General features: G+C 33.5%; 20 protein-coding genes. 15 read left to right on the top strand and 5 right to left on the bottom strand.

Features of this window, described 5'->3' with window-relative positions; all coding sequences use genetic code 11:
- Position 1: 1 nt before the first annotated feature.
- From EL247_RS07780 to kpsM, 4 genes are read right to left on the bottom strand one after another with little or no spacing between them, the layout of a single operon-like run.
- On the bottom strand, positions 2-1,726 hold the full coding sequence (locus EL247_RS07780) for a polysaccharide biosynthesis/export family protein (RefSeq protein ID WP_126442172.1): 1,725 nt from the start codon (positions 1,724-1,726) through the stop codon (positions 2-4).
- On the bottom strand, positions 1,726-2,853 hold the full coding sequence (locus tag EL247_RS07775; protein ID WP_005021472.1) for a capsule polysaccharide transporter: 1,128 nt from the start codon (positions 2,851-2,853) through the stop codon (positions 1,726-1,728). Before EL247_RS07775 ends, EL247_RS07780 begins: the two co-directional genes overlap by 1 nt.
- Positions 2,854-3,513, bottom strand: coding sequence for an ABC transporter ATP-binding protein (locus EL247_RS07770; RefSeq protein WP_005021470.1), 660 nt, complete (start codon positions 3,511-3,513; stop codon positions 2,854-2,856).
- Complete coding sequence (gene kpsM / locus EL247_RS07765; RefSeq protein ID WP_065827766.1) at positions 3,510-4,274, bottom strand: capsule polysaccharide transporter KpsM; 765 nt, start codon at positions 4,272-4,274, stop codon at positions 3,510-3,512. The genes EL247_RS07770 and kpsM overlap by 4 nt, the downstream gene beginning before the upstream one ends.
- A gap of 109 nt (positions 4,275-4,383) precedes the next feature.
- Between kpsM and EL247_RS07760 the strand changes: the two genes are divergently transcribed.
- Entirely contained in the window at positions 4,384-5,487 is a 1,104-nt protein-coding gene (locus tag EL247_RS07760) for a phospholipase A (RefSeq protein WP_126442171.1), read from the top strand.
- On the opposite strand, the gene EL247_RS07755 is transcribed toward EL247_RS07760, so the two are convergent.
- Complete coding sequence (locus tag EL247_RS07755) at positions 5,473-7,803, bottom strand: capsular polysaccharide biosynthesis protein (protein ID WP_232019755.1); 2,331 nt, start codon at positions 7,801-7,803, stop codon at positions 5,473-5,475. The genes EL247_RS07760 and EL247_RS07755 overlap by 15 nt on opposite strands.
- A gap of 72 nt (positions 7,804-7,875) precedes the next feature.
- On the opposite strand from EL247_RS07755, the gene EL247_RS07745 reads away from it, so the two are divergent.
- From EL247_RS07745 to EL247_RS07680, 14 genes are all read left to right on the top strand, one after another.
- A complete protein-coding gene (locus EL247_RS07745; RefSeq protein ID WP_126442170.1) occupies positions 7,876-8,121 on the top strand; it encodes a glycosyltransferase family 2 protein in 246 nt (81 codons plus the stop codon).
- An 89-nt stretch (positions 8,122-8,210) separates the two neighbouring features.
- The gene (locus tag EL247_RS07740) at positions 8,211-8,600 is read left to right on the top strand and encodes an adenylyltransferase/cytidyltransferase family protein (RefSeq protein ID WP_126442169.1); all 390 of its coding nucleotides are present in this window, start codon (positions 8,211-8,213) and stop codon (positions 8,598-8,600) included.
- Positions 8,597-9,823, top strand: a complete 1,227-nt coding sequence (locus EL247_RS07735; RefSeq protein ID WP_126442168.1) for a LicD family protein — start codon at positions 8,597-8,599, stop codon at positions 9,821-9,823. Before EL247_RS07740 ends, EL247_RS07735 begins: the two co-directional genes overlap by 4 nt.
- A 17-nt stretch (positions 9,824-9,840) precedes the next feature.
- Entirely contained in the window at positions 9,841-13,203 is a 3,363-nt protein-coding gene (locus tag EL247_RS07730; RefSeq protein ID WP_126442167.1) for a CDP-glycerol glycerophosphotransferase family protein, read from the top strand.
- Between the two features lie 2 nt (positions 13,204-13,205).
- Positions 13,206-15,200, top strand: coding sequence for a discoidin domain-containing protein (locus EL247_RS07725; protein ID WP_126442166.1), 1,995 nt, complete (start codon positions 13,206-13,208; stop codon positions 15,198-15,200).
- A gap of 257 nt (positions 15,201-15,457) precedes the next feature.
- Positions 15,458-15,790, top strand: coding sequence for a hypothetical protein (locus EL247_RS07720; protein ID WP_232019754.1), 333 nt, complete (start codon positions 15,458-15,460; stop codon positions 15,788-15,790).
- 286 nt (positions 15,791-16,076) lie between these two features.
- The gene (locus EL247_RS07715; RefSeq protein WP_126442165.1) at positions 16,077-17,324 is read left to right on the top strand and encodes a protoporphyrinogen/coproporphyrinogen oxidase; all 1,248 of its coding nucleotides are present in this window, start codon (positions 16,077-16,079) and stop codon (positions 17,322-17,324) included.
- 2 nt (positions 17,325-17,326) lie between these two features.
- Entirely contained in the window at positions 17,327-17,884 is a 558-nt protein-coding gene (locus EL247_RS07710; protein WP_126442164.1) for a dTDP-4-dehydrorhamnose 3,5-epimerase family protein, read from the top strand.
- Positions 17,884-18,942 (top strand): GDP-L-fucose synthase family protein, encoded by a 1,059-nt coding sequence (locus EL247_RS07705; RefSeq protein ID WP_126442163.1) that lies wholly within the window; start codon positions 17,884-17,886, stop codon positions 18,940-18,942. Before EL247_RS07710 ends, EL247_RS07705 begins: the two co-directional genes overlap by 1 nt.
- Positions 18,943-18,994: 52 nt before the next feature.
- Positions 18,995-20,023: a GDP-mannose 4,6-dehydratase gene (locus EL247_RS07700; RefSeq protein ID WP_126442162.1), complete on the top strand. Its 1,029-nt coding sequence runs from the start codon at positions 18,995-18,997 to the stop codon at positions 20,021-20,023.
- A 6-nt stretch (positions 20,024-20,029) separates the two neighbouring features.
- On the top strand, positions 20,030-21,046 hold the full coding sequence (gene hddA, locus EL247_RS07695) for a D-glycero-D-manno-heptose 7-phosphate kinase (protein ID WP_060662830.1): 1,017 nt from the start codon (positions 20,030-20,032) through the stop codon (positions 21,044-21,046).
- Positions 21,034-21,627 (top strand): D-sedoheptulose 7-phosphate isomerase, encoded by a 594-nt coding sequence (gene gmhA2 / locus EL247_RS07690; RefSeq protein WP_060661290.1) that lies wholly within the window; start codon positions 21,034-21,036, stop codon positions 21,625-21,627. Before hddA ends, gmhA2 begins: the two co-directional genes overlap by 13 nt.
- A 3-nt stretch (positions 21,628-21,630) precedes the next feature.
- Positions 21,631-22,326, top strand: a complete 696-nt coding sequence (hddC, locus tag EL247_RS07685) for a D-glycero-D-manno-heptose 1-phosphate guanosyltransferase (RefSeq protein ID WP_126442161.1) — start codon at positions 21,631-21,633, stop codon at positions 22,324-22,326.
- A 416-nt stretch (positions 22,327-22,742) separates the two neighbouring features.
- The gene (locus EL247_RS07680) at positions 22,743-23,213 is read left to right on the top strand and encodes a MerR family transcriptional regulator (RefSeq protein WP_126442160.1); all 471 of its coding nucleotides are present in this window, start codon (positions 22,743-22,745) and stop codon (positions 23,211-23,213) included.
- Positions 23,214-23,265: the final 52 nt, after the last annotated feature.

Genomic DNA, 23,265 nt, shown 5'->3' with positions numbered 1-23,265 from the left:
ATTAGTTGTTGTTAATATCTAACACTACGCTTGTAGCAATTGCAATTTGATAAAGAATTTGGGCTAACACGCTTGTAATTTGTAATCCTCTTCCTGTTTCAATAGCAGGCAATACAAGTAGAGAATCTCCGGGCTTTAAGCTAGGAGCGCTAGCAAAGGCATACCAACTTGCATCGTATCTTTCTGCCTTGCCATTTGCGCGGATAACAAGAATGCGTTTTTTGTTGGCTCTTTCGGTAAAATCACCAGCTAATTTAATGTAATAATCAAGATTCTTATCTTCTTCATAGATGAAAGCACCGGGTAATGCCACTTCCCCTTGGACTAAAACAAGGTTGTTGGCTGTTGGAATATTGATAATATCGCCTTCTTCAAGTATGGTTGTTGCATAAGCGGATTTATTTTCAAGAACAATCTGTCCTTTGGGGGTAAGATTCTTGGCTCTTTCGATAAACTCTAGCACCATTTTGGAATGGCTAGCTCTCATAGAGGCTTCTTGAGCTGTTACAGAAGATGAGGTAAGGGCTAAGGTTTCTAGCTCTTTGAGTTGTGCATCAATGAGTCTTTTTTGGGTTTGTGCGACACTTTGGCGGAAAACTTGGATAGCGTCCATATTGGATTGTGGATTGGGTTTAACGCGAAGGACAACTTCGGCTAAAGTTGTGCCTTTTTTGACAACCATAGAGTGCATTCCATTGTGTTCCCCTTCAATCTTGATTGTAATATTTTCAGCACTATAATCGGGGCGAAATTCCACTTCATCACCTACTTTTAATGCGACTTCAGAGAATTCTTTTTGTTTATAGGAATTGATATCTATTTTATTATTTGAAAGGTAAGAGCGGACAATCGCGTTTGTTACGATGGGTTTGGCTCCAGAAACTCTTGCTAAATCAGAGAGGGTTTTAATGTCTTCTTTTAATTCAAACCTAAAAGGTTTTTGAACATCGCCTTCTGCAAAAGCATAGTTTTCAAGGTTTTTGACTAAAATAACATCTCCGGTTCTAAAGGGGAAAAGCTGTATTTTGCCACTAAAGAGAAAGTCATACAAATCCACTTCCAAAACGACTTTATTATCCCTTAAAACTTCAATATTTCTAAAGCTTCCATAATCCAAATTAATCCCTGAGGCTTTGTCTAAATACTGCACAATAGAATCAGAGCTTAATCCTTGATAAAGACCGGGTTTATTGACATTTCCTGTCACAAAAACAGAAACATTTTGATAAACATTCATATCTGCATAAACAAAAACATTTTGTTTGTAGATTCTTGAAATGCCTTTTTTGAGGACTTTTACCAAATCCCCATTACGCACTCCTAATAAATTAATAGCGCCTACATTGGGGATAAATACATTGCCTTGAGAATCGACCATTAATTCTTGTTGAAACTCAACAGCTCCCCACATTCTAAAGTTAATTTTATCGCCCACTGCGATTTTATAATCAGGGTTGTAAAGAGATTGGGAAGCTTGTGTGAAATTCCCGCTAAATAAATGAGCACCAAAGACGGGTGGCAGGAGAGGTTGTGGATTTTGCATTGGTTGTGTTTGTGGGGTATTTGTGAATGTGTTGGTTGCACTTGGTGTTGTGGTTTGTAAATCTGCTGGGATATTTTGTGCAGCAGAAGAGCTAGGAACGCTCGTAATAGAAGAGACATCAACTCCATAAACAAAATGGGATAAAAATGTAAAGGTAAATAAGAATTGTAATAGCTTTTTCATTAGTATCTATGCTCCTCTATAATCATTGTGATAAGTTTTATGATTCCGTATAAAACAGAAAGAATCACAAAAATAGTAATAATATTATATAATTTTCTTGGATAGGTAGGTGATTGTGGTTCATTGGCGCCTTGAATCACGACTAGTTGCTTAATCTTGCGGCTAGATTCGATGCGTGTTGTTTCAATGGAGGTTAAAGCAACAGTGTAGGCATCTTGTGCAAATTGTGCCTCAATCGTCAAATCTTGAAATTTAGCAGCTAAATCATTAAGTCTTTTTGTATTTTTTGATGAGACGATTTTGGAAGTTTCTTTGTTTAGCTGTTCTTTGAGTGCTTCAATTTCTGCTTTTAGCATAATAATTTGTGGTGCATTTTCATTAAGATAACTCTGCATTGTTGCAAGTTCAGTTTCTTTGGTGGCAATTTGACTTTCGATGGTATTAGTGAGACTTGCTTTGGCTTCAGCTTGTTTGAGTGGGTCAAAAACGCCATACCGAGCTTGAAAGGCTAAAAGATTGTTTTTTGCATTTTGCAATCTTTCTTTAGCTTTGAGTAATTCCTTTTCTGCAAATGCCATTTGCTCCCTTGCAGCTTTATGTGAAACTTCATTAACAAATTTTTCGGATTCTTTTAAAATAGCATTGGCAATAATCTGTGCATCTTGAGGGGTGAAGCCCTCTACATCAACTTTTAGCAATCCTGAAGTATCATCAAAAATAACCTTAACTCGATCTTGGTAGAATTTGAGGAATCTTTCTTGGTCGGATTCTTCTGATAGGGCGAAGAAAGGATCTTTTTGTTGGGCTTGATAGAGAAGTTTTAGGTGAATATCTTTATCAAGAATCTTTAGCATATCAAGTGAATGAATGTATTCTTGTAAAAACAAAACATCTTCCCTGGCGCCCGTATTGATTCCAACTAATGACGCTAATCCGCTTACAGGCGCAATATCGCTATTCATAGAACGCACACTCAATGTAATGGAACTCACATACCGATCAGCTGCAATAAATAGATAATATAAAATTACCGGAATCATTAGAATATATACAATATTAAAGCTCATTAAAATTGTAGATATTTTTTTTGCTTTTTGCTTTTGAAATAAAAGTCTTAATTTCTCCATTTATTTTCCTTGATAGGCTCTAATGCCTTCTTCCACATCATCATATACCTTCACAATCCCATTTTCAAGATGGATAATTTTGTCACACCATTTGCGTATTTCTGCAACACTATGGGAGACAAGAATGACTTTGGATTTGCTAAGTTTTTCTTGATAAATTTTAGCACTTTTTTGCTTAAAAGCAGGATCGCCAACAGCACCTGCCTCATCAATTAGATAATAATCAAAGTCAAATGCCATACTCATGCCAAAAGAAACCCTTGCTCTCATTCCCGAGGAAAGCACATTGATAGGTTCATCAAAAAATTTTCCAATTTCAGCAAATTCCTCTACAAAGGCGATTTTTTCTTTTAGCTTCTCACCTCTGTAACCATAAACTCTTGTAAGGAATTTGATATTGTCTCTTGCTGTGAGTGTGCCTTGAAAAAATGCACCAAGTCCAATGGGGAAAGAAATCTTTTTGTCTGTGATAACTTTGCCTTTATCAGGCATATCCATTCCGCCTAAGATTCGCATTAAAGTTGATTTGCCTGCACCATTTCTACCCATTAAACCAATGCTGCACTCATCAGGAAAGGTAAAGTTCAAATCTTTAAAAACATAATGCCTTTGCCCATTGCTTAGGGGGTATGATTTGGTAATATTTTTGAGTTGTATCATCGGATTTGTCCTAAATATTTATAGCGGAAATAATAATACCAAAGCCCTATAAAAAGCAAAATAACACCAAAAGAGAGTGGATAGGTGAAGCTAATTCCATCAATTTGAGGATAACCATCAAAATAATTCTCTCTTAAAATTTCAAGAAATTGCAAAACAGGATTGTAAAGCAAGATTTCAATAATATAATCAGGCATAATCCACAAAGGATACAAAACCGCTGAACCAAAGTATAAAATATTGATGCCATAGTTGATAAAAATCTGTGCATATTCTACTTCGCTATTTAAAAATGCCAAACAAACCCCCAAGGCAAATCCCAAAAATGCCAAACCCAAAAATGCAATAAAGACTTCCAAAAAATGCACCGGCAAAATAGGCAAATCCAAAAACCAGCCAAAACCTGCCATAAAAAGCACAAAAACAGCAAAATAAATACACATTTCTAGGAGAGTTCTTGCAATAAAAATATGAATAGGCTTGACAGGTTTATAGGCAATCAATGCTCTATTGGCTTGGACGCCCGCCATAATTTGTGTTACGATATTTCTAAACATAAAAAATGGCACAAATCCTGTCACCAAAAACATTTCTATCGGGACTTGTGGAATTGTCCTTGCGCGAATAAGGGTAAAAATCACCAAAAAAAAGAGAATATGAGTCATTGGCTCACCAACAACCCAAAAATATCCTAATCTCCGATTCTTACCAAAACGCGTTTTTAATTCTCGCAAGAATAATGCTTCAACAACATATCTCATAATACTGCTTATACCCTCAAAACTTTTTAAGTCTAAAATTAAGTATTCTATCTTTTATTTGCTTGTATAATAATAAATCCATAAAATTATTGTGATTAGAGGTTTGGATTTGTTAAGAAAAATTTTGTTTGTGTGTTTTTTGGGGCTTTTTGCTTTTGCGGAGAGTTTTGAGGATATTAAGGATTTGGAGTTTGCACCAAAGAAGAATCTCAAGATTCTTATTTTGGATGAGGATATGCAGATTAGGGAAGTAGTCGATATTGATAGCAAAGCAACAGATAATATTACATTAAAATTAGATAAAAATGAGAAGTTTTATATCACAATTATCCAAAAAGATTCTGATATTCCAAAAACGCAAAATACAGAAACAAAGAGTGAAAAACTTGCGCAATCTCTCAAAACAACCAAAAAGCCTATATTGACAGAATCTTCAGCAGAATCCACACCAGAATTTGAAGAGAAAAGCCTCTATGAGGGAAGGTTTGAACGCAATCGATTTATGGGCGGGTTGTTGGGCTTTGAACCAGATAAGTTTAATTATATTATGCCTCTTAATATTAGCTCTTCAAAAGAGCCAAATCAGAGAAAACAAACTGAAGTGAAATTCCAAATTAGCATTAAAAAGCGGCTTTTTGATGATTTGTTTTTGAAGGACTTGGATTTGTATTTTGCCTATACGCAGCAGAGTTTTTGGCAGCTTTATGATTCGGAAAATTCCAAGCCCTTTAGGGAGAGCAATTATGCTCCAAGTTTGTATCTAAGCTATCCGCTTGAGAAATATGATGTGTTTTTTGATAGAGTGAATTTTGGGTATTTGCACCAAAGCAATGGTGGAGATTTGGGAAGTTCGAGGAGTTGGGATAGAATCTTTGTAGAGGGAATTTATGGGTATAAAAATTTTGCAATGTCGCTTAAGGCGTGGTATAGAATCCCAGAAGATCCAAATAAAGATGATAATCCCGATATTGCCTCTTATTTGGGATATGGGGAGCTTAGTGTGGGGTATTTGTGGAGAAAGCACCTAATAACAGCAACTTGGAGAAATAATCTTAGGAGTGATAACCGAGGTTCGATTTTATTAGATTATTCTTACCCGATTTATAAGAATCTGTATTTTTATTTGCAGTTTTTTAATGGTTATGGCGAGAGTTTGGGGGATTATAATAATTCGATTAATCGCATTGGAGTAGGAATCTTATTTAATCGCTAAAATTCTTAGAATCTTTTGGGTTTTGCGGGAGAGATTGGCATAAAGATGTTTTTTAAAAGCGTAGAATTTGTTGTTTTGGAGTTTTTGTCTTTCGGATTCTAGGGCATCAATAAGGACATTTGGGTGGCAGAGAGAAAGTGTTTTGGGGTGGATATAGCGGGGATAGAGGATATATGCTCCAGCGATGAGTTGTTCTAAGGTTAGCTTTCTTGTGCGTCTAGGGCAAGTTTGCTTATCTATTGTGAGCCCCCAACCAGCATAAAAGGGCATTCCATAAGTTACGACTTTTTTGCCATAAAGCAAGGCTTCAAAACCGCTTAGAGAAGTTAGAGTATGCACTTCATTAACAGCCTCTAGGCAAGATGAGAGGCTAACGCCAGTGAGAATCTCATCGCAGTATTGCAGGGCGGTAGAATCAGGGATATGTCCGATTCGATTGCCACTTAGCACATCGGGGTGGGGCTTGTAGAGGATATAGGCATTTGGGTTTTCTTCTCGCACTTGTTGGAGTAAAGAGAGATTTGTGCGTCCATTTGCCCCATAGAGGATAGAAGCATCATCTTGGACTTGTCCGGGGATGAGGATTTTTGGCTTGTCTTGTGGGAGATTTAGGGATTTGTGAGAGTTGGTATTGTATTTTGAGATTTTGTTTGCAAGGATTTTATCTTTTAGGATTTTAGCTTCATTGAGTAGGGTTGGGCTAAAATCGGTGTGATTTAAAATCTCTTCTAGCTCGCTTGGGGCGGTGGCATCAAAGTAGATTCCGCTTGAATCAAAAACTTGTGAAAAGGGTCGTGTGAGGTCAGAGCCAAGAGAGATAGAGCGGATAAAGCCATCTTCTACGCGTGTAATGGGGATTGCGTTTTCTTTGGCAAAGGATTCGATTCTGCCAAAGTTTTTACGTCCCCAAATGAAAATTTCGCAATTAAGGGCTTCTTGGCGTAAGCCTTTTTTGAGGGCGGATTTGAAATGGGAAGTAAAAAAGGGATTGATAAAAATAATGTTTTGTGGCTTGAAGTTTGGCATAAAGGGTGAGATAAAGGAGTGCTTCCATAAAGAAAACCCAAACATAAAGGCTTTTTTTTGTGTTTTTGTGTAGAAATGTTTGTAGCGAATAATGGTTTTTAGTGTATCTAAAATATCGCTTTTTTTGTCATAAATAGGATTGTAGTAGCAAGAGTAGAGAATATAGCTTGCAGCAAAGACTTCTATTAGGCTTAATTTTCTTGTGCGTCTAGGGCAAGTTTGCTTATCTATTGTGAGTCCCCAACCAGCATAAAAGGGAATTCCATAGCATACACATTCACAGCCTACAAGCAGAGCTTCAAAGCCCATTTGGGAGGTTTTGGTATAGACTTTGTGGAAGTGCTTGAGCAAAGAAATGGGATTGAAATCTTCGGTAATGAGCTTGATTTGTGGAGGAATCTCGCTTGGATTGAAATCAGATTCTTTACGCCCACTTAGCACATCGGGGTGGATTTTGAGATAGATTTCAGAATCTGGATTTTCTGCTAGGGCATCTTGGATAATTTGGGTTGTAGTAAATTTGCTAGTAGAACCATAAGTAAGGCTACAATCGCCTTTGGTTTGGGAGATGATGAGGATTCTTTTGGGATTCTTTTGGGTGGTTTTTTGGGGTGTGGAATTACTAGGGGAGGGGTTGATGGTAGAATTTTGGTTGGTTGGGCTTTGGGCTGTGGAATCAATCAAAGGGGATGATTCTTGTAAATAGGGGGTGGTTTTTTGGTGGTTTTTTGGTGGTTTTTTGGCAGTAGAATTAGGAGAAATTTCAAAATAAGGTGAATTTGTCAAATCAGATAAGGTTGCGGAATTTTTTGAGGAATCTATAAAATCTCTAGATTTTGTGGAATCTGTGGCAGTAAAGTAATCTAGCGGGACTTCAGGAGCGTGGTTGTATTTGGAGATATGGTGTGTGGTAATGAGATTGATTGCTTCTTTGGCGGTTTCTAGCAGGGCAGGGTTAGCGTGAAAATCGTAGGTATTGAGGAGATTTTCTAATTCGCTTGGAGTGGTGGAATCATAATAAATACCGATTCTATCTTGCACAAGTGAGAAGCTAGGAGAGCCCTCGCACCCTAAGCCAAAGGAGCGGATAAAGCCATCTTCGAGCAAGAGATAATTACCATGAAATTTTTTAGCAAGTGCAATGGCGTTTTGCCCAGATTTTTTACGCCCCCAACCTAGGAAAACAAGAATATTTTGAGTTGTTTTGAGTTGTTTTGAATGATATAGAATAGCATTTGGATAAAAGCTTTTGATGCTATGTAAAAGTTTTTTTGAAGTTGAAGCAAACAAAATAGTTCCTAAATATTTTTTGTATTTTGAAATTGTATAATAAAATTATTTAAACGATCTAAGGGATGGTAAGTGAATTTTAAAAAAGTTGGTTTGATAGTGCCTATTTATAATGCCTCAAGGTTTTTGCGGGAATGTTTGGAAGCTATACTTAATCAAAGTTATCAGAATCTAGAGGTGGTTTTAGTTGATGATGGAAGCACAGATAAAGAGAGTGTGGAGATTGCAAAAGAATATGTGCAAAGAGATTTGCGATTTGTGCTTTTTTGGTTTTGTGAAACAGTTTTGAAATGTCGGGGGGGGGGGGGGGTTAATTAGTTATTAATTTTATTTTAGATAGGATACGGATTTTAGAAGAATTATGTTAGATTTACCTTGTTATTTTTTGATGGTAGTTTGGAGAGTAAGTGAAGCGTGTTATAACTTTTGGAACCTTTGATTTATTTCATTTTGGGCATTTAATGATTTTGGATAGAGCTTCAAAACTTGGAGATGAGTTGTTTGTAGGGGTTTCTTCTGATGAGTTAAATTTTTCTAAAAAAGGGCGTTATCCGATATATCAAGAATTTGAACGAGAGGCTATTGTTAGATCCCTTAAGTTTGTTACGGGCACATTTTTAGAAGAGTCTTTAGAGTTAAAGAGAGAATATTTAATTAAATATCAGGCAAATATACTAGTCATGGGTGATGATTGGCAGGGGAAGTTTGATGAATTTAAAGATATTGTGGAGGTTGTGTATTTGTCAAGAACGCCGAGCATTTCAACAACAGCCCTTATTGAAAGAATTCGCGTATGAGTCTTAAAAGAATTTTTAAAAAAACTTGGAGAGAAACTAAAGATTGTCTAGTTTTTTCTAAGTTTATATGTTTTTTGATTAATTTGAATATGCAAGATAAAAATGAACACCATAAAGTGGAGAAGTATATAAAAGTATTAATGAAAATTAATAATCCATTTGCTTATTTTTACTTGGCTGAGCTAAATTTCTTTTATGCTAAGTATGTAGAGAGTTTGGGTTTTATTGATGTCTTTTTAAAAAAGTTTGCTAATCATGCAGATGGAGTTATATTAAAATCGCAAATTTTATATTGTTTGGGTAACAAAGAACAAGCTTGGACAGTTTTAGAAGATTTATTGCAGGTTTGTTATAGGGGTAAAATTTGGTTGGCATTGGGAAAAATAGTGGAAAATTCATCAGATTTTGCGAGAATGGAAAAATTATATTTTAAGATTAATAGATTGCAAAATAAACAAATTGTTACATATTTAATAAATGCTGCAAATAAAGCGAAAGTTTATGAAAAAAGCAAAAAATATCTTCAAGAAATGATATTGGGAGACAATGGAAATAATAAAAATAAAATACATAAAAAAATTTTTAATGAGGGCGATGCGGAAAAGGCATTGAAGGATATAAGTGATTTTTTTAAAAAATACAATATTAAAATATTTTTAGTAAGTGGAACTTTTTTGGGTTGTGTGAGGGAAGGCAAAATATTGTCTCATGATTATGATATTGATATTGGTGTTTTTGAAGAGGATATTAAGTGTGATATAGCTAAACTTATTTGTAAAGAGGGTGTATTTTGTATTCATGAATTTAATACCCCTGGAATTTTCAAGGTAAAACATATTAATGGAATCTTGATTGATATCTTCATTCATTATAGGGAAGGAAAAAAAGTTTATCATCTCGGAGCAAAAGCTAAATGGTTTAATACAGAATTTTCGCTAAAAGAATATCTATTTTTAAATCAGATATTTCTTGGAGCAGAAAATGCAGACTTATATCTGAGTGAAAATTATGGCATAGATTGGAAGAAGCCCAAATCTATTTTTGATAGTGTATTAGATACTCCAAATGCTGTTATAACCAACCAAGAAGAATTTGTTATACATTTATATAAACTTTTAATGAGTAGATATTCTCTATCTCAACAACAAAGAATTTTAAATGAGTTAGTCACATATGGTGAAGGCAATTTTGTGGAAAAATATGCAAAATCAAATAAGATTTAATATGGAGGATTATTGTTGTGAGATTATTGTTTATTTATAATTATTTAGTTGGAATGCTATATTATCATCGTTATAAAAATTATCAAAAAGCACTTAATCATTATTTGCAAGGACTTAAATATAATAAAGACCATGCAAAATGTTATTTTAAAATAGGGATGTGTTATTTTAAGCAGCAAGATTGGAATAACGCTAGAGATTTTATAGAAAATGCAACGATATTAAAACCTAATGAACAGGGTTGGAAAAAGCAGCTAATACAAGCCAAAAATCATTTAAATTTTGGTACTGAGGTTCGTGGGAAAATTTGGTGGAAAGAAGTTGAAGATATTAAAGCGGAAATTGCCAAGAGGGGTGGTAATTTTATTCTTTATAAAAATCTTGCTGTTGCACTTGAGATGATGCTTAGATTTCAAGAGGCAGCAAGATCGTATCAACAGGCATTAGATTTTGTAGAGCATAAAGATCATACTCATGCAGAGCTTTATTATAAAATGGGCTTTTGCTATGAAAGGGAGGAAGAAGGCGTAAGTAATATTGCTTTAGCCAAGGAAGCTTATGAGAATGCAATGTTGTTAGATGGTAAGCTAGATTCTAAGCGATTTGGCGTGGGGGTTTTTCATCAGCAAAGAGGCTATTGGAAAGAGGCAAATAGTGCTTATTTGGAATGGTATGAGCAAAATGGTAAAGCTAGAGAAGATGAGGATTTTCTCTATAAAATAGCCATGAGTTATGATCGCCTATATGATTGGGATAATGCCGAAAAATATTACAACAAAGCATTAGAAATAAATTATCATAGACCCTATACACATTATAGATTAGGGTTTATTTATGAGAGAAAAAAAGAATATAGCAAAGCAGCTCAAAGTTATCAGCAAGCGGTTAATCGCAGCAGTGAATACAAACAATTTTGGCATTATAGATTGGGATATTGTTTAAAAATGATGGGAAGATTTCAAGAAGCTTGTGAAAGGTTTTTGGAGCAACAAATAACTTATCAAAAGCCTTATGGAGTTGATGATGAAAAGTTAAAAAATAAATCTTTTAAACAACAAGCAATATATACACATTATCTTGAAAACACCTCCATATTAACTAAAACAATTTTATATGAATCTTTTCATGGGAGATTGATGAGTTGTAATCCTTATGCAATTTTTTTATATTGTATCCATCATCCCCAATTTAAAGATTTTACACACATTTGGGTTATTGATAGCGCACAAGACATTAAGCCTGAATTTAGAAAAATGAAAAATTTAATTTTGGTTAAAAAGGAAAGTTGGGGGTATTTAAGATATCTTGCAAGAGCAGAGTTTTTGATTAATAATTCAACATTTCCATCTTATTTTATTAGAAGAGAGGAGCAAAAGTATCTTAATACTTGGCATGGAACTCCATGGAAAATGCTTGGCAAATATATTAAAACAAAGTTTATGGAGCACAATAATACTCAAAGAAACTTTTTACAAACAACGCATATTATTAACCCCAGCAACTTTGTGGAAAATGTAATCATAAAAGACTATGACATAGAGGGCATTTATAGTGGTAAGGCACTCATTACGGGGTATCCTAGGATAGATATTACGCTTCAAAAAAATCAAGAATTGAAAGCTCGTTTTGATATCAAGGAAGGAGAAAAAGTAGTGCTTTATGCCCCTACATTTAGAGGGACTTTTGGTAATGCAAAATTTGAAGCAGAAGCTATTGGGGAATATCTAAAAATGCTTTCTATGATGCCCTTTAAAATTCTTTTTAGAGGGCATTATGAGATATTGAAATACATAGGGGGGCAAAATTTAAATTTTTGTAGTGCAAATGATAGAGATATAGACACTAATGAGCTTCTAAGTATAGTGGATATTTTAATTACAGACTATTCTAGCATCGCTTTTGATTTTATGGTTTTAGATAGACCTATTATCTATTTCGTTTATGATTATGAAGAATACAAGCAAGAGAGGGGGTTATACTTTGAAATTGAAGAGTTGAGTGAAAATCATTGCAATAACATTGGCGAGGTGTTAGAGCTTTTGTCTAATGAGGAGTTTTTAAATAAAAAGAATCGTTATGAGCATTTAAAAGAGAAGTTTTTCCCTTATGAAGATGGAAATGCTACTAAGCGTGTTGTGGATTTCTTTTTCTTTGATGATTATGATGAAAAGTTTTTGTATAAACCCGATAAAAAGAAGAATTTATTGTTTTATGCAGGACCAATGATACCAAATGGTATTACAAGCTCCATTCAAAATTTGGCAAATAGTCTCAATCAAGAAGAATATCGTATTTGTTTAGCGATTGACCCTGGAACTATTGAGATGTTTCCTGAAAGAATGGAGCAGTTTGAAGTGATTAAGGATAAAGTTCAGGTTTTGCCTAGAGTAGGAGCTAAAAATGCTACTTTAGAAGAAGATTGGCTCGATAATCATCCTGTTTATAAACTCAAAAGATCTAACAAGGAGCAAGAGGGGATTTATTGGCATCTTTATAAAAGGGATTTTCAAAGATTATATGGAGAGAGTCGTTTTGATGTGGTGATTAATTTTGAGGGGTATAATGGATATTGGGTGAAACTATTTGCCTATGGAGCTCAATGTATGAAGCTAATCTTTTTACACAATGATATGTTTGGAGAATTCAAAAAAAGATTTCCGCAACTAAGAGAGATTTTTGATTGTTATCATTATTATGACAAGGTTATTTCTGTGTCTAAGCAAACTAGCGAAGAAAACAAAAAGAATCTGGCATTGCAGTATAATATAAGTGAAGAGAAATTTGATTTCTTGGAAAATACAATCGATTATAATGGGATTATAAGAAAATCAAATGAGCAATTAGATAGCGAAGTTGAAAATAAATACTTTAAAAAGGATTATAAAATCTTTATAAATATGGCAAGACTTTCTGTGGAAAAAGATCAGGCTAAACTGATAAGAGCCTTTAAGGTTATTAATGAAGAACATCCTAAAACATCATTGTTGATTCTAGGTGATGGTCCATTGAAGAATGAGTTACAATCCTTGATTAGAGAATTAAATCTACAAAAAAATGTTTTTTTACTTGGAAGGATTTTTAATCCCTTCCCTTATTTAAAAAGAGCCGATTGTTTTGTTATGAGCTCAAATCATGAGGGGCAGGGTTTGGTGTTATTAGAATCTTTGGTGTTAAAGATTCCAATAGTGAGCACTAACTTCCCATGTGCTTATGATGTTTTGGAGAATAGAGGTGGGTTGATAGTGGAAAATAGTGAAGATGGTTTGATTTATGGTATGAAAAAATTTTTAACAGGTGGTGTTCATATTGGGCAATTTGAGGTTACTTTGTATACGCAAAATATTTTAGATAAAATAAATAAAATACTTTCGGAGAAGTAAGAATGATTTTTAAAGAAGAAGATTTAGTTGACTTGGCAGAAGGTAAAAATGCCATCCAGAGTACTATCTCTAGATGGTCTATGATTAATGATGCAAAAAGAGCTATTAGCAAAAATATAAATATTGAATGTTATGCCTTTCATACAGATATTGAAGATAGTCCTTGGTGGATGGTAGATTTGGAAGAAGTTTGTGATATTGATTATATTAGAGTGAAAAATAGAATAAACTCAACTTTTCATTTTATAAAGAAGGCTTTAACTATGCAAGTTGCTTTATCTTTAGATGGTGTTAACTGGACATTAGTATCAAAAGAATTATGCAAATGGGATGATGCAAAACTTATTTTTGAAGCTGAAATTCTACAAAGACAAAAAGCAAGATATGTTAAATTGTTTTTAAAAGAAAGAAATTATTTTCATTTGGCTAAAGTTGAGGTTTTTTTGCGCAAAGTAAAAGGTTATATTGTAGCAGCTAAGCCAGATGGTTTTGGCATGCGGTTAGCAAGTATGATAAATGCTATTTATTTATCTGAGAAAATAGATGGCAAATTCGCTTTTGCATGGCCTCTAGATACAGACACAGATACATTAGGAGCTCAAGTTTCTGAAAAATCAGATGATAAAAATTATATGAGTGTTAGTATAGATAAGCCAGAAAATATTTTTACAAAAGAATTTTTAGAGCATCATTTAATAGTGGATTCTAGAATAAGAAGTCATTATGGGGATTTTTATGACAAGGATTTAAAAGCTATAACGACAATTGAATTAGCAAGATTATGGGGTTGGTATATTAATCAAACTTGGCCTTATAAATATTTGCAAAATTGTGAAAAAAGTACTTGTTTATTAGAATTAAAACAATCATATAATAAAATTTGCTTTTCTGAAAAATTCGAATTGATAAAAGAAGCTTCAAAGAAAATATTTTCATCACTGAATGCAAATTTTATAGCTTTACATATGAGAGGCGGAGAGGTTGTCTTGGGCGATTTTAAAAAAGCACCTGAAATATGGATGTGGAATCGACACTTTCCTTATGAGCTAGCTATAGAAATAGGTTTAAGAGAGATTAGTAATGGTAATAATATTGTTATATTTGGTCAAGATATCAATGCAAATAAATTATTAAAAGATTACTTATTAAAATATAGCAATGGAACTACTATAAATATAGCAGATGATTTTATTGATTCTGCATATAATGATATGGAAAGGGCTTTTTTTGAGATGAATTTCATGTCTAATGCTTCTAAGATATATTCAACAGGCTCTTCTATATTTTCCCAATGTGCTGAAATGATAGCAGGTAAAGAGTTGCTTATTTCTTATCATGATTTTTTTACTATTCAAGAAATGTTTGAATATATTGAAAAAAATATAGATTGTTTAAATTTGCATGATTTGCAAAAAGCTTATTCTTGTTATAAGTTATATGCTCTTTCAAAAAAGCTAGGATATTCTTTGGAAGAAAGCATTAAATATGTTTATTTGGCTCTTAATTATGATCCAAAAAATAGTGCTTATAAAATAGCTATTTTAGATTGTATGTTTAGTATGTGTAGTTTAACAGAAATAGATAAACAATTAAGGTCATATTTAGAAGAGGATTTAGAGGATTTTTTTGATTGTTTATATGGCCCTCATACTGCATTTTCATGGAGAGTGCAGTATTATGAAGATTTAAGAAGCAAATATATCATAAATGTTAGTGTTGACTACCCTAATATCAGCTATGTTGCAGCTAAGATTTCTCTTTTTCAAAAAAATCCTTCTAATGCACTAAAATTTATTCAATATTCTTTGAAATCTCAACCAGATAATAAAGAGTTTTTATCTTGCAAAAAAGAAATAGAAGCTTTATTGCCAAAACAAGAAGAAGGGATTGCCCAATCAAATAAACAGCAGCCAAACTTGCAACAGCCGGAAGCTAAAACTAATCTCAAGAACTCCAAGCTGCTAAAATCTCTCTTGATGCTCTTAAACAAGAATTAACTTCAAAGAATCAAGAATTAATTCAAACTAAGAATCAATTAGATTCTACTAAAAAAGAACTAGAGCTAAAAAACAAACAATTAGAATCTAAAACTAAAGAACTAGGAACTAAAAACAAGATTTTAATTTCTAATCCAAACACTTCTTATCTAATTCAAAATACTTCTTGCTTTAAAGGAAAACTTGCTTATCTTAATACTCTTACTACTGCTAAAGATAGAATCCACAATCATCTCTCCTATAAACTAGGACAAGCTATGATAGAAAATTCTAAATCTTTACTAGGATATATTAGAATGCCTTATGTTTTATCTTATATCAAAGATAAACATAAACAAGAACAACAACAATACCAAGAAACTATTAAAAAGAATCCTAATCTTAAACTCCCTAATTTAGAATCTTATCCTGATTATAAAGAATCTTTAAAAGAAAAAGAATGTCTTACTTATAAACTAGGAGAAGCATTAATGAAAGCAGATAAGACTTGGTATAAAGGTGGGTATATTACACTTATGTTTGAAGTAGGAAGGTTGAATAGGGAATTAGCAAAAAAGAGAAAGTTAAAGAAGAAAGAGGGAAGAAAATAAGAGATAAGAGAGCAAAGAAAGAGAGAAAAAAGAAAATTGAAAGCAAAAGAAATTGTCTCTTGTTTGCTTTAAATTTAAAAAAGAAGTGTGTGGGTTAAATAAAGAGTCAGGGAAAAAGAGGAAAAGCACAAGAAGATAAAGTGATAAAGAGAAAATGTGGGTGAATAAAATAGAAAAAATCGGAGGAGATTAAATAAATGAGAATTGGTAATAAGCGGTTTATTTAATTTGACTAAACAATATTTTTTTAGTATATTTCGTTTAATTTATTTTAGGAGATATTTTAATGAGAATAGGAATTATTGGTGGCGGAATTTCTGGGTTATCTGTTGCTAGGCTTTTAAAAGATGATTTTGAAGTAGAAGTTTTGGAGAAATTGCCTGTTGTTGGCGGTATAGCAAGAACAAAAGATGTTAATGGAATGCCATATCATGTTAATGGAGGGCATTGTTTTAATTCTAAATTTGATGATGTTTTGGAATTTGTTTTTAATACTGTATTAAGTAAAGATAAATGGAATTTTATGCCTAGAAAAGCGGAGGTTCTTTTTAAAAATCATTGGATTAGTTACCCTATAGAATTCTCAATTAAAGAAATTGACGATTTTGATACGAATTTAGCTTTTCAAATCACCAATGAAATGTTTAATGCTTCATATGAAAAAGGAAATAATCTCGAAGAGTGGTTTGTAAATCATTTTGGTCCAACTCTAGCAAAAGAGTATTTTATACCTTATAATACTAAAATTTGGGGTATAGCACCAAAAAATATGGACAATGTATGGATAGAAGATGAAAAACAGATGAAGCTTCCTGTTCCAACCAAAGAGAGTTTTTATAAATCGTTGATTGACAAAACAAGCGACAAAATGTCTCATGCTAGTTTTTATTATCCAAAAACAAATAATCAAAATACTTTTATAGAAGCTATAGGCGACGATGTTAAAATATTTACAGGCTATGAAGTAAAAGATATTGCAAAAGAAAACAATCAGTGGATTGTCAATGGTGAGAAAAAATATGATATTTTGATAAATACAAGCCCATTAGACTTAATTCCTAAAATTTTAAAAGATATTCCTACTGAAGCTTTAAATTGTTTTAAAAAACTTAAATACAATAAAGTTACAAATATTTTTTGGGAAACGGATGGAAGTTTGGATATTACTTGGGGCTATATTCCAGATCCAAGCATAGGTTTTCATAGGATTTCTAATACTGGAGCAATAGTTTCACCAAAAGGAAAATTCTGCACCACAGAGGCTATAGGTGAAATTTCTTATGATAAACTAGTGAAAGAAGGGCAAAAAATACCATTTTTGAAAAAACCGCTTGATTATAATGTCACAGAACATGCTTATGTTTTTTTTGATTTAAACTATACTCAAGCAAAAATGGGCGCGATTTCATATTTAAATCAACTTGGAATTTTATCTCATGGTAGATTTGGTGAGTGGGAGTATTATAATATGGATGTATGCATTAAAAGATCTATTGATTTAGCTAAGAGTATAAAAGAAAAATATAGGAGATAATAATGGCTATTGAATTTGACATACAAGAATCGAAAGTTTTAGAGGGGGTTTATATTATCACTCCAAATAAATTTAGAGATTTAAGGGGTGAGATTTGGACGGCTTTTACAAGTGAAGCTATTGATAAGCTTTTGCCAAATAATCTCCAATTTATACATGATAAATTTATTTATTCTAAGCACAATGTGATTAGAGGAATTCATGGGGATCATAAGACATATAAGTTAGCTACTTGTGTTTATGGTGAAATTCATCAGGTTGTAGTAGATTGCAGGAAAGATTCTCCAACATATTTAAAATATGAAAAATTTATAATCAATCAAGAAAATCAGCAAATTATTTTGGTTCCATCTGGTTTTGGTAACGCTCATTATGTGAGTAGTGATAGTGCGGTGTATTATTATAAATGTGCATATAAGGGGAGCTATGTTGATGCAGATGATCAATTCACTTTTGCTTGGAATGATTCTCGAATCGGAATTGATTGGCCGACGAACAATCCTATATTATCAGATAGAGATATTAAAGCTACAACTAATGATTGCATAAAAGGATTTTAATGCATAAAGATTCTAAAATTTATATTGCAGGGCATAGGGGTTTGGTTGGGAGCGCCATACTTCAAGAGCTTCAGAGGCAAGGTTATACAAACCTTGTTTATAGGACCCATGAAGATCTTGATTTAATTGACCAAAAAGCAGTGCAAGATTTTTTTGCCAGAGAGAAACCTGAATATGTGATATTGTCGGCAGCAAAAGCAGGTGGAGTTGTTGCTAATAATACTTATCGTGCCGATTTTATCTATCAAAATTTGATGATAGAGTGTAATGTGATTCATAATGCTTATTTGCATGGGGTAAAAAAATTGCTTTTTATTGCTTCCACTAGTGTTTATCCTAAAAATGCTATTTTGCCCACAAATGAAGAGGCAATGCTATCGGGAGATTTAGAATATTCTAATAAGCCTTATGCGGTTTCTAAAATTGCTGGGCTTTTGCTTTGTGAATCTTATAATTTGCAATATGGAACAAATTTTATAGCAATAACCCCTACAAATTTATATGGCAATAATGATAAATTTGATCTTGAAAAATCTCATGTAGTTCCGGGGATTTTAAGAAAAATGCATCTAGCAAAACTTCTTAATGAGGGTAGAAATAAAGAGCTTTTGGAAGATTTGAATATGGATTCTTTGGAAGAAGCTAAGAGTTATCTTTTGAAATTTGGTGTAACGGAAAAAAGTGTAGAAATATGGGGCGATGGAACACCTACAAGGGAGTTTTTGCACAGTGATGATTTAGCTAGTGCGGTTGTGTATATTATGGAGAATATTAATTTTGAAAATCTAATTAATAGCACAAAAAGCGAGATTCAAAATACCCATTTAAATATTGGTCCAAACCAAAATATTACTATTAAGGAGTTAGCGATAATAATAAAAGAGATTGTAAATTTTAAAGGAGAAATCACATTTAACCCTAGTCGTCCTAATGGTGTTATGCAAAAACTTACGGATTGCTCTAAAATCCATTCTTTGGGTTGGAAGCATAAAATAGAATTGGAGCAAGGTATAAAAATGATGTATGAATGGTATTTAAAAGCTAAAGCGGAATATTGATGCACTATGTGCTATAATTACTGATCTTATATTGTTGCAATAGGAATTATTTATGAAAACAGTTTTGATTACAGGTTTTACGGGGCAAGTTGGTTCGCAGATGGCGGATTTCTTGCTTGAGAATACGGATTATGAAGTAATTGGTATGATGCGTTGGCAAGAACCGATGGATAATATTTATCATTTAAGCGATAGGATTAATAAGCAAGATAGAATTAGTGTATTTTATGCAGATTTGAATGATTATTCAAGCATTCAGAAGCTTTTTGAAACTAAGCGTCCTGATGTAATTTTCCATTTGGCTGCACAATCTTTCCCAAAAACTTCTTTTGATATTCCTATCGAAACATTGCAGACAAATATCATCGGCACAGCAAATATTTTGGAAAATATTAGAATTCTAAAACAAAAAGACGGCTATAATCCTGTCGTGCATGTATGCTCTTCTAGCGAAGTCTATGGTAGGGCAAAGGTGGGTGTGAAGCTTAATGAGGAGACGCCATTTCATGGGGCAAGTCCCTATAGCATTAGCAAAATTGGCACGGATTATTTGGGGCGATTCTATGGTGAGGCTTATGGAATCAAAACTTATGTAACAAGAATGGGAACACATAGCGGTCCAAGGCGGTCGGATGTGTTTTTTGAAAGCACCGTGGCTAAGCAAATTGCACTGATTGAAGCAGGTTTGCAAGAACCGGTTATTAAAGTTGGGAATCTCTCAAGTGTGAGAACTTTTCAAGATTGTCGCGATGCTATAAGGGCTTATTATTTACTTTCATTGGAGAGCGAAAAAGGAAATGTGCCTTGTGGTGAAGCTTTTAATATCGCAGGAGAGGAAGCATTTAAGTTGCCTGAAGTTATTGAGATATTGCTTGGATTTTCTACAAGGAAAGATATTAAAGTCCAAGAGGATGCCGAGAGGCTTCGTCCTATTGATGCAGATTATCAAATGTTTGATAACACAAAAATTAAGAGTTTTATTGATTGGAAGCCAGAGATTCCAGCTAGAAAGATGTTTGAAGACTTGCTAAATCATTGGAGAAAAGAAATTTCAATGGGCAGAATCCCACTTAATAGGTAGTTGGCTATGGTTATTCGCTCACAGACACCATTGAGATTAGGATTAGCAGGAGGAGGAACAGATATTAACTTATATTGTGATAAATATACAGGCTATGTCCTAAATACCACGATATCACTCTACATTCATTGCACACTAATAGAAAGGGATGATGAGACTATTATTTTTGATTCTCCTGATACAAACTCATATGCCAAATACCAAAGTAGTTCGCATCTTCAAAATGATGGGAATTTAGATATTTTTAAAGCCATTTATAATCGCATTGTTAGGGATTTTGTGCATAAGCCTTTGAGCTTTTCTTTGCATACTTATTCTGATGTGCCTAGCGGCAGTGGCTTGGGTGGAAGTTCTACTTTGGTGGTTGGAATCATCAAGGCTTTTGCGGAGTGGTTGAATTTGCCCCTTGGAGAATATGAAATTGCCAAGCTTGCTTTTGAAATTGAGCGTGAGGATATGGGAATTGTAGGTGGAGCACAAGATCAGTACGCGGCGACTTTTGGCGGTTTTAATTTTATGGAATTTTATGATCAAAAACGCGTCATTGTAAATCCATTGCGTATTAAAAATTGGATAGCTAGTGAGCTTGAAGCAAGGGTGGTGCTTTATTTTACAAATATTACAAGAGAGGCTAAAGATATAGAAGAGCATAAGAAAGGTAAGCTAGGAGATCAAAAATCTTTAGAAGCTATGCATGCTATCAAGCAAGATGCAGTGGCGATGAAAGAGGCACTTTTCAAGGCGGATTTTGATGCTTTAGCAAAAATTCTTGGTAAGTCTTGGCAGTCTAAAAAGGTCATTTCAGAGATTGTTAGCAATGATGAGCTAGAGAGAATCTATAATTTGGCTATGGCAAATGGTGCTTATAGTGGCAAGACAAGCGGTGCTGGAGCGGGTGGATTTATGTTTTTCTTAGTGGATCCTATCAAAAAATATCAATTAATCAAGTTGCTAAATCAAGAGCAAGGTTATGTGCAAGATTTTTCATTTTCAAAAGAAGGAGCAAAATCATGGAAATTGTAAATTCTTATATTAAAAGTCATTTTGAAGATTCTATTGCCACAAAAGCAAAAATACTCAATGATGAAAATTTGATAGAAATGATTAAAAAAGTGGCATTAGAAGTTACAAGAGCTTATAAAGAAGGCAAAAAGACGCTTTTAGCTGGAAATGGTGGAAGTGCAGCAGATGCACAGCATATTGCTGGGGAATTTGTAAGCCGATTTTATTTTGATAGACCAGGAATCCCTTCTATTGCACTAACCACTGATACAAGTATCTTAACAGCTATTGGAAATGATTATGGCTATGAGAAATTATTTGCAAGGCAGGTGCAAGCTCAAGGGGTGGAGGGAGATATTTTTATTGGAATCTCTACAAGTGGGAATAGTGCAAATATTGTTGAGGCGTTGAAAGTTTGCAGAGAAAAGGGAATTATTAGTGTTGGATTGACTGGGGAGAGTGGGGGAAAGATGAATGGAATGTGTGATTATTGTATCAAAGTTCCATCAGATAAAACACCAAGAATCCAAGAATCACATATCTTGATAGGGCATATTATTTGTGCAATTGTTGAAGAAGAATTATTTGGCAAGGGTTTTTAGTTTATGCAAGGCATAAGTGAGGCGGTAGTCTTATGTGGAGGACTTGGCACTAGATTAAGAAAAATTGTAAAAGATGTGCCAAAACCTATGGCACCAGTGGGCGATAAGCCATTCCTTGCTTTTGTTTTGGAATATCTTAAGAAGCAAAATATCAAAAGGGTAATTTTAGCGGTTTCCTATAAATATGAAGTGATACAGCAGTATTTTGGTGATGAATTTTTGGGAATGGAGATTGTTTATAGTATAGAGAAGATTCCACTTGGCACAGGTGGTGCTATCAAGCAGGCTTTGGAATTTGCTAGCAGGGATTGTTATGTATTAAATGGGGATACCTTTTTTGAGATTCCTTTGGAGGAAATGAAGCTTGGAAAAAGTAAAATTTGTATTGCACTAAAAAGGATGTATGATTTTGATCGCTATGGTGCAGTCGAGATTGATAAAAACGGATTTGTGGAGTCTTTTGAGGAAAAGAAATTTATCAAAGAGGGCTATATAAATGGCGGGACTTATCTTGTGGCTAAAGATATTTTTGATAAGTTTATTTTGGAGGATAAATTTTCTTTTGAAGAATTTTTATGCAAGTATTATAGGGAGTTGCAGATTCAGACAAAGATTTTTGAGAGCTATTTTATAGATATCGGAATTCCAGAAGATTATGAGAAGTTTATTGAGAGCATGCAAAGGTATAGTGCAAATTAATAAAGGTTGTAGTTTAAGAAACAACAGAAAATATCATGGATAAAAGAGTGTAAATAGAAATATAAAAATCTTCTATTTATATCTTAGTAATAAAGTTTGCCCTTATTCTATTTTGCTTGGCTTGATATAACAAGCTTGATTTGTCTTAAGCCAGTTTTAATAGTATCATTTATTTTGGTAAAGCCTAAATAGTGGTGATTTTGTTTATAAATTAGTTTAATAATTTAGATTGTTACTATTTTAGTTAAATTTACATAAATGCTAAAGAAACTTTTATAATCTTTTGAGTGCAAATTATGTATTTTATAATTCATTATCTGCAAATATTTTTTAAATTCCCTTGACTTAGAGTAACTCTAATGTTTTATAATTGTTTTTGTATTTTTAAAAACTTTAGAATCTTAAAGGGAGGCAAAATGGCATATACAATTATAGAAGTAGAGAAAAAGACGGGTGTATCCTCACATACACTTAGATTTTGGGCAAAAAAGGGTTTGTTTCCGTTTGTGGAGAAAGACGATAATCAAGTCAAGTATTTTAGTGAGCGTGATGTGGAGTGGGTGCGATGGATTAATTGGTTTCGCAAATCCCAAATGGATATCCCCACCATCAAGCACTACATAAACCTCGCTAACAAGGGCGATGAGACGGCACAAGAGCGACGGGACATCATCGCTAGGCAGCGTGAAATCGTGGCAGATAATATCGATGAGCTAAAGGCGGTGCTAGAGACACTGAATTATAAGATTGGCGTGTATGATGAGATGCTAGAAAAGAATCTTGATGGGTTTAACCCTCAAAGTAAGCAGTATAAAAAATGCAATCCCACTACACATTGCTATGAAGATTCTCAAGAATCTCATAATGAGGGGGGGGGGGGGCGATAAAGCACCTAAAGATTGATAGATGAAAGAAGATTATCACTACCAAAAGTTATAC

It is taken from the genome of Helicobacter pullorum (assembly GCF_900638355.1).
GTDB classification, from domain to species: domain Bacteria; phylum Campylobacterota; class Campylobacteria; order Campylobacterales; family Helicobacteraceae; genus Helicobacter_D; species Helicobacter_D pullorum.
The sequence above is the reverse complement of the archived record's forward strand: the minus strand, read 5'-3'. Positions and strand labels throughout refer to the sequence as shown.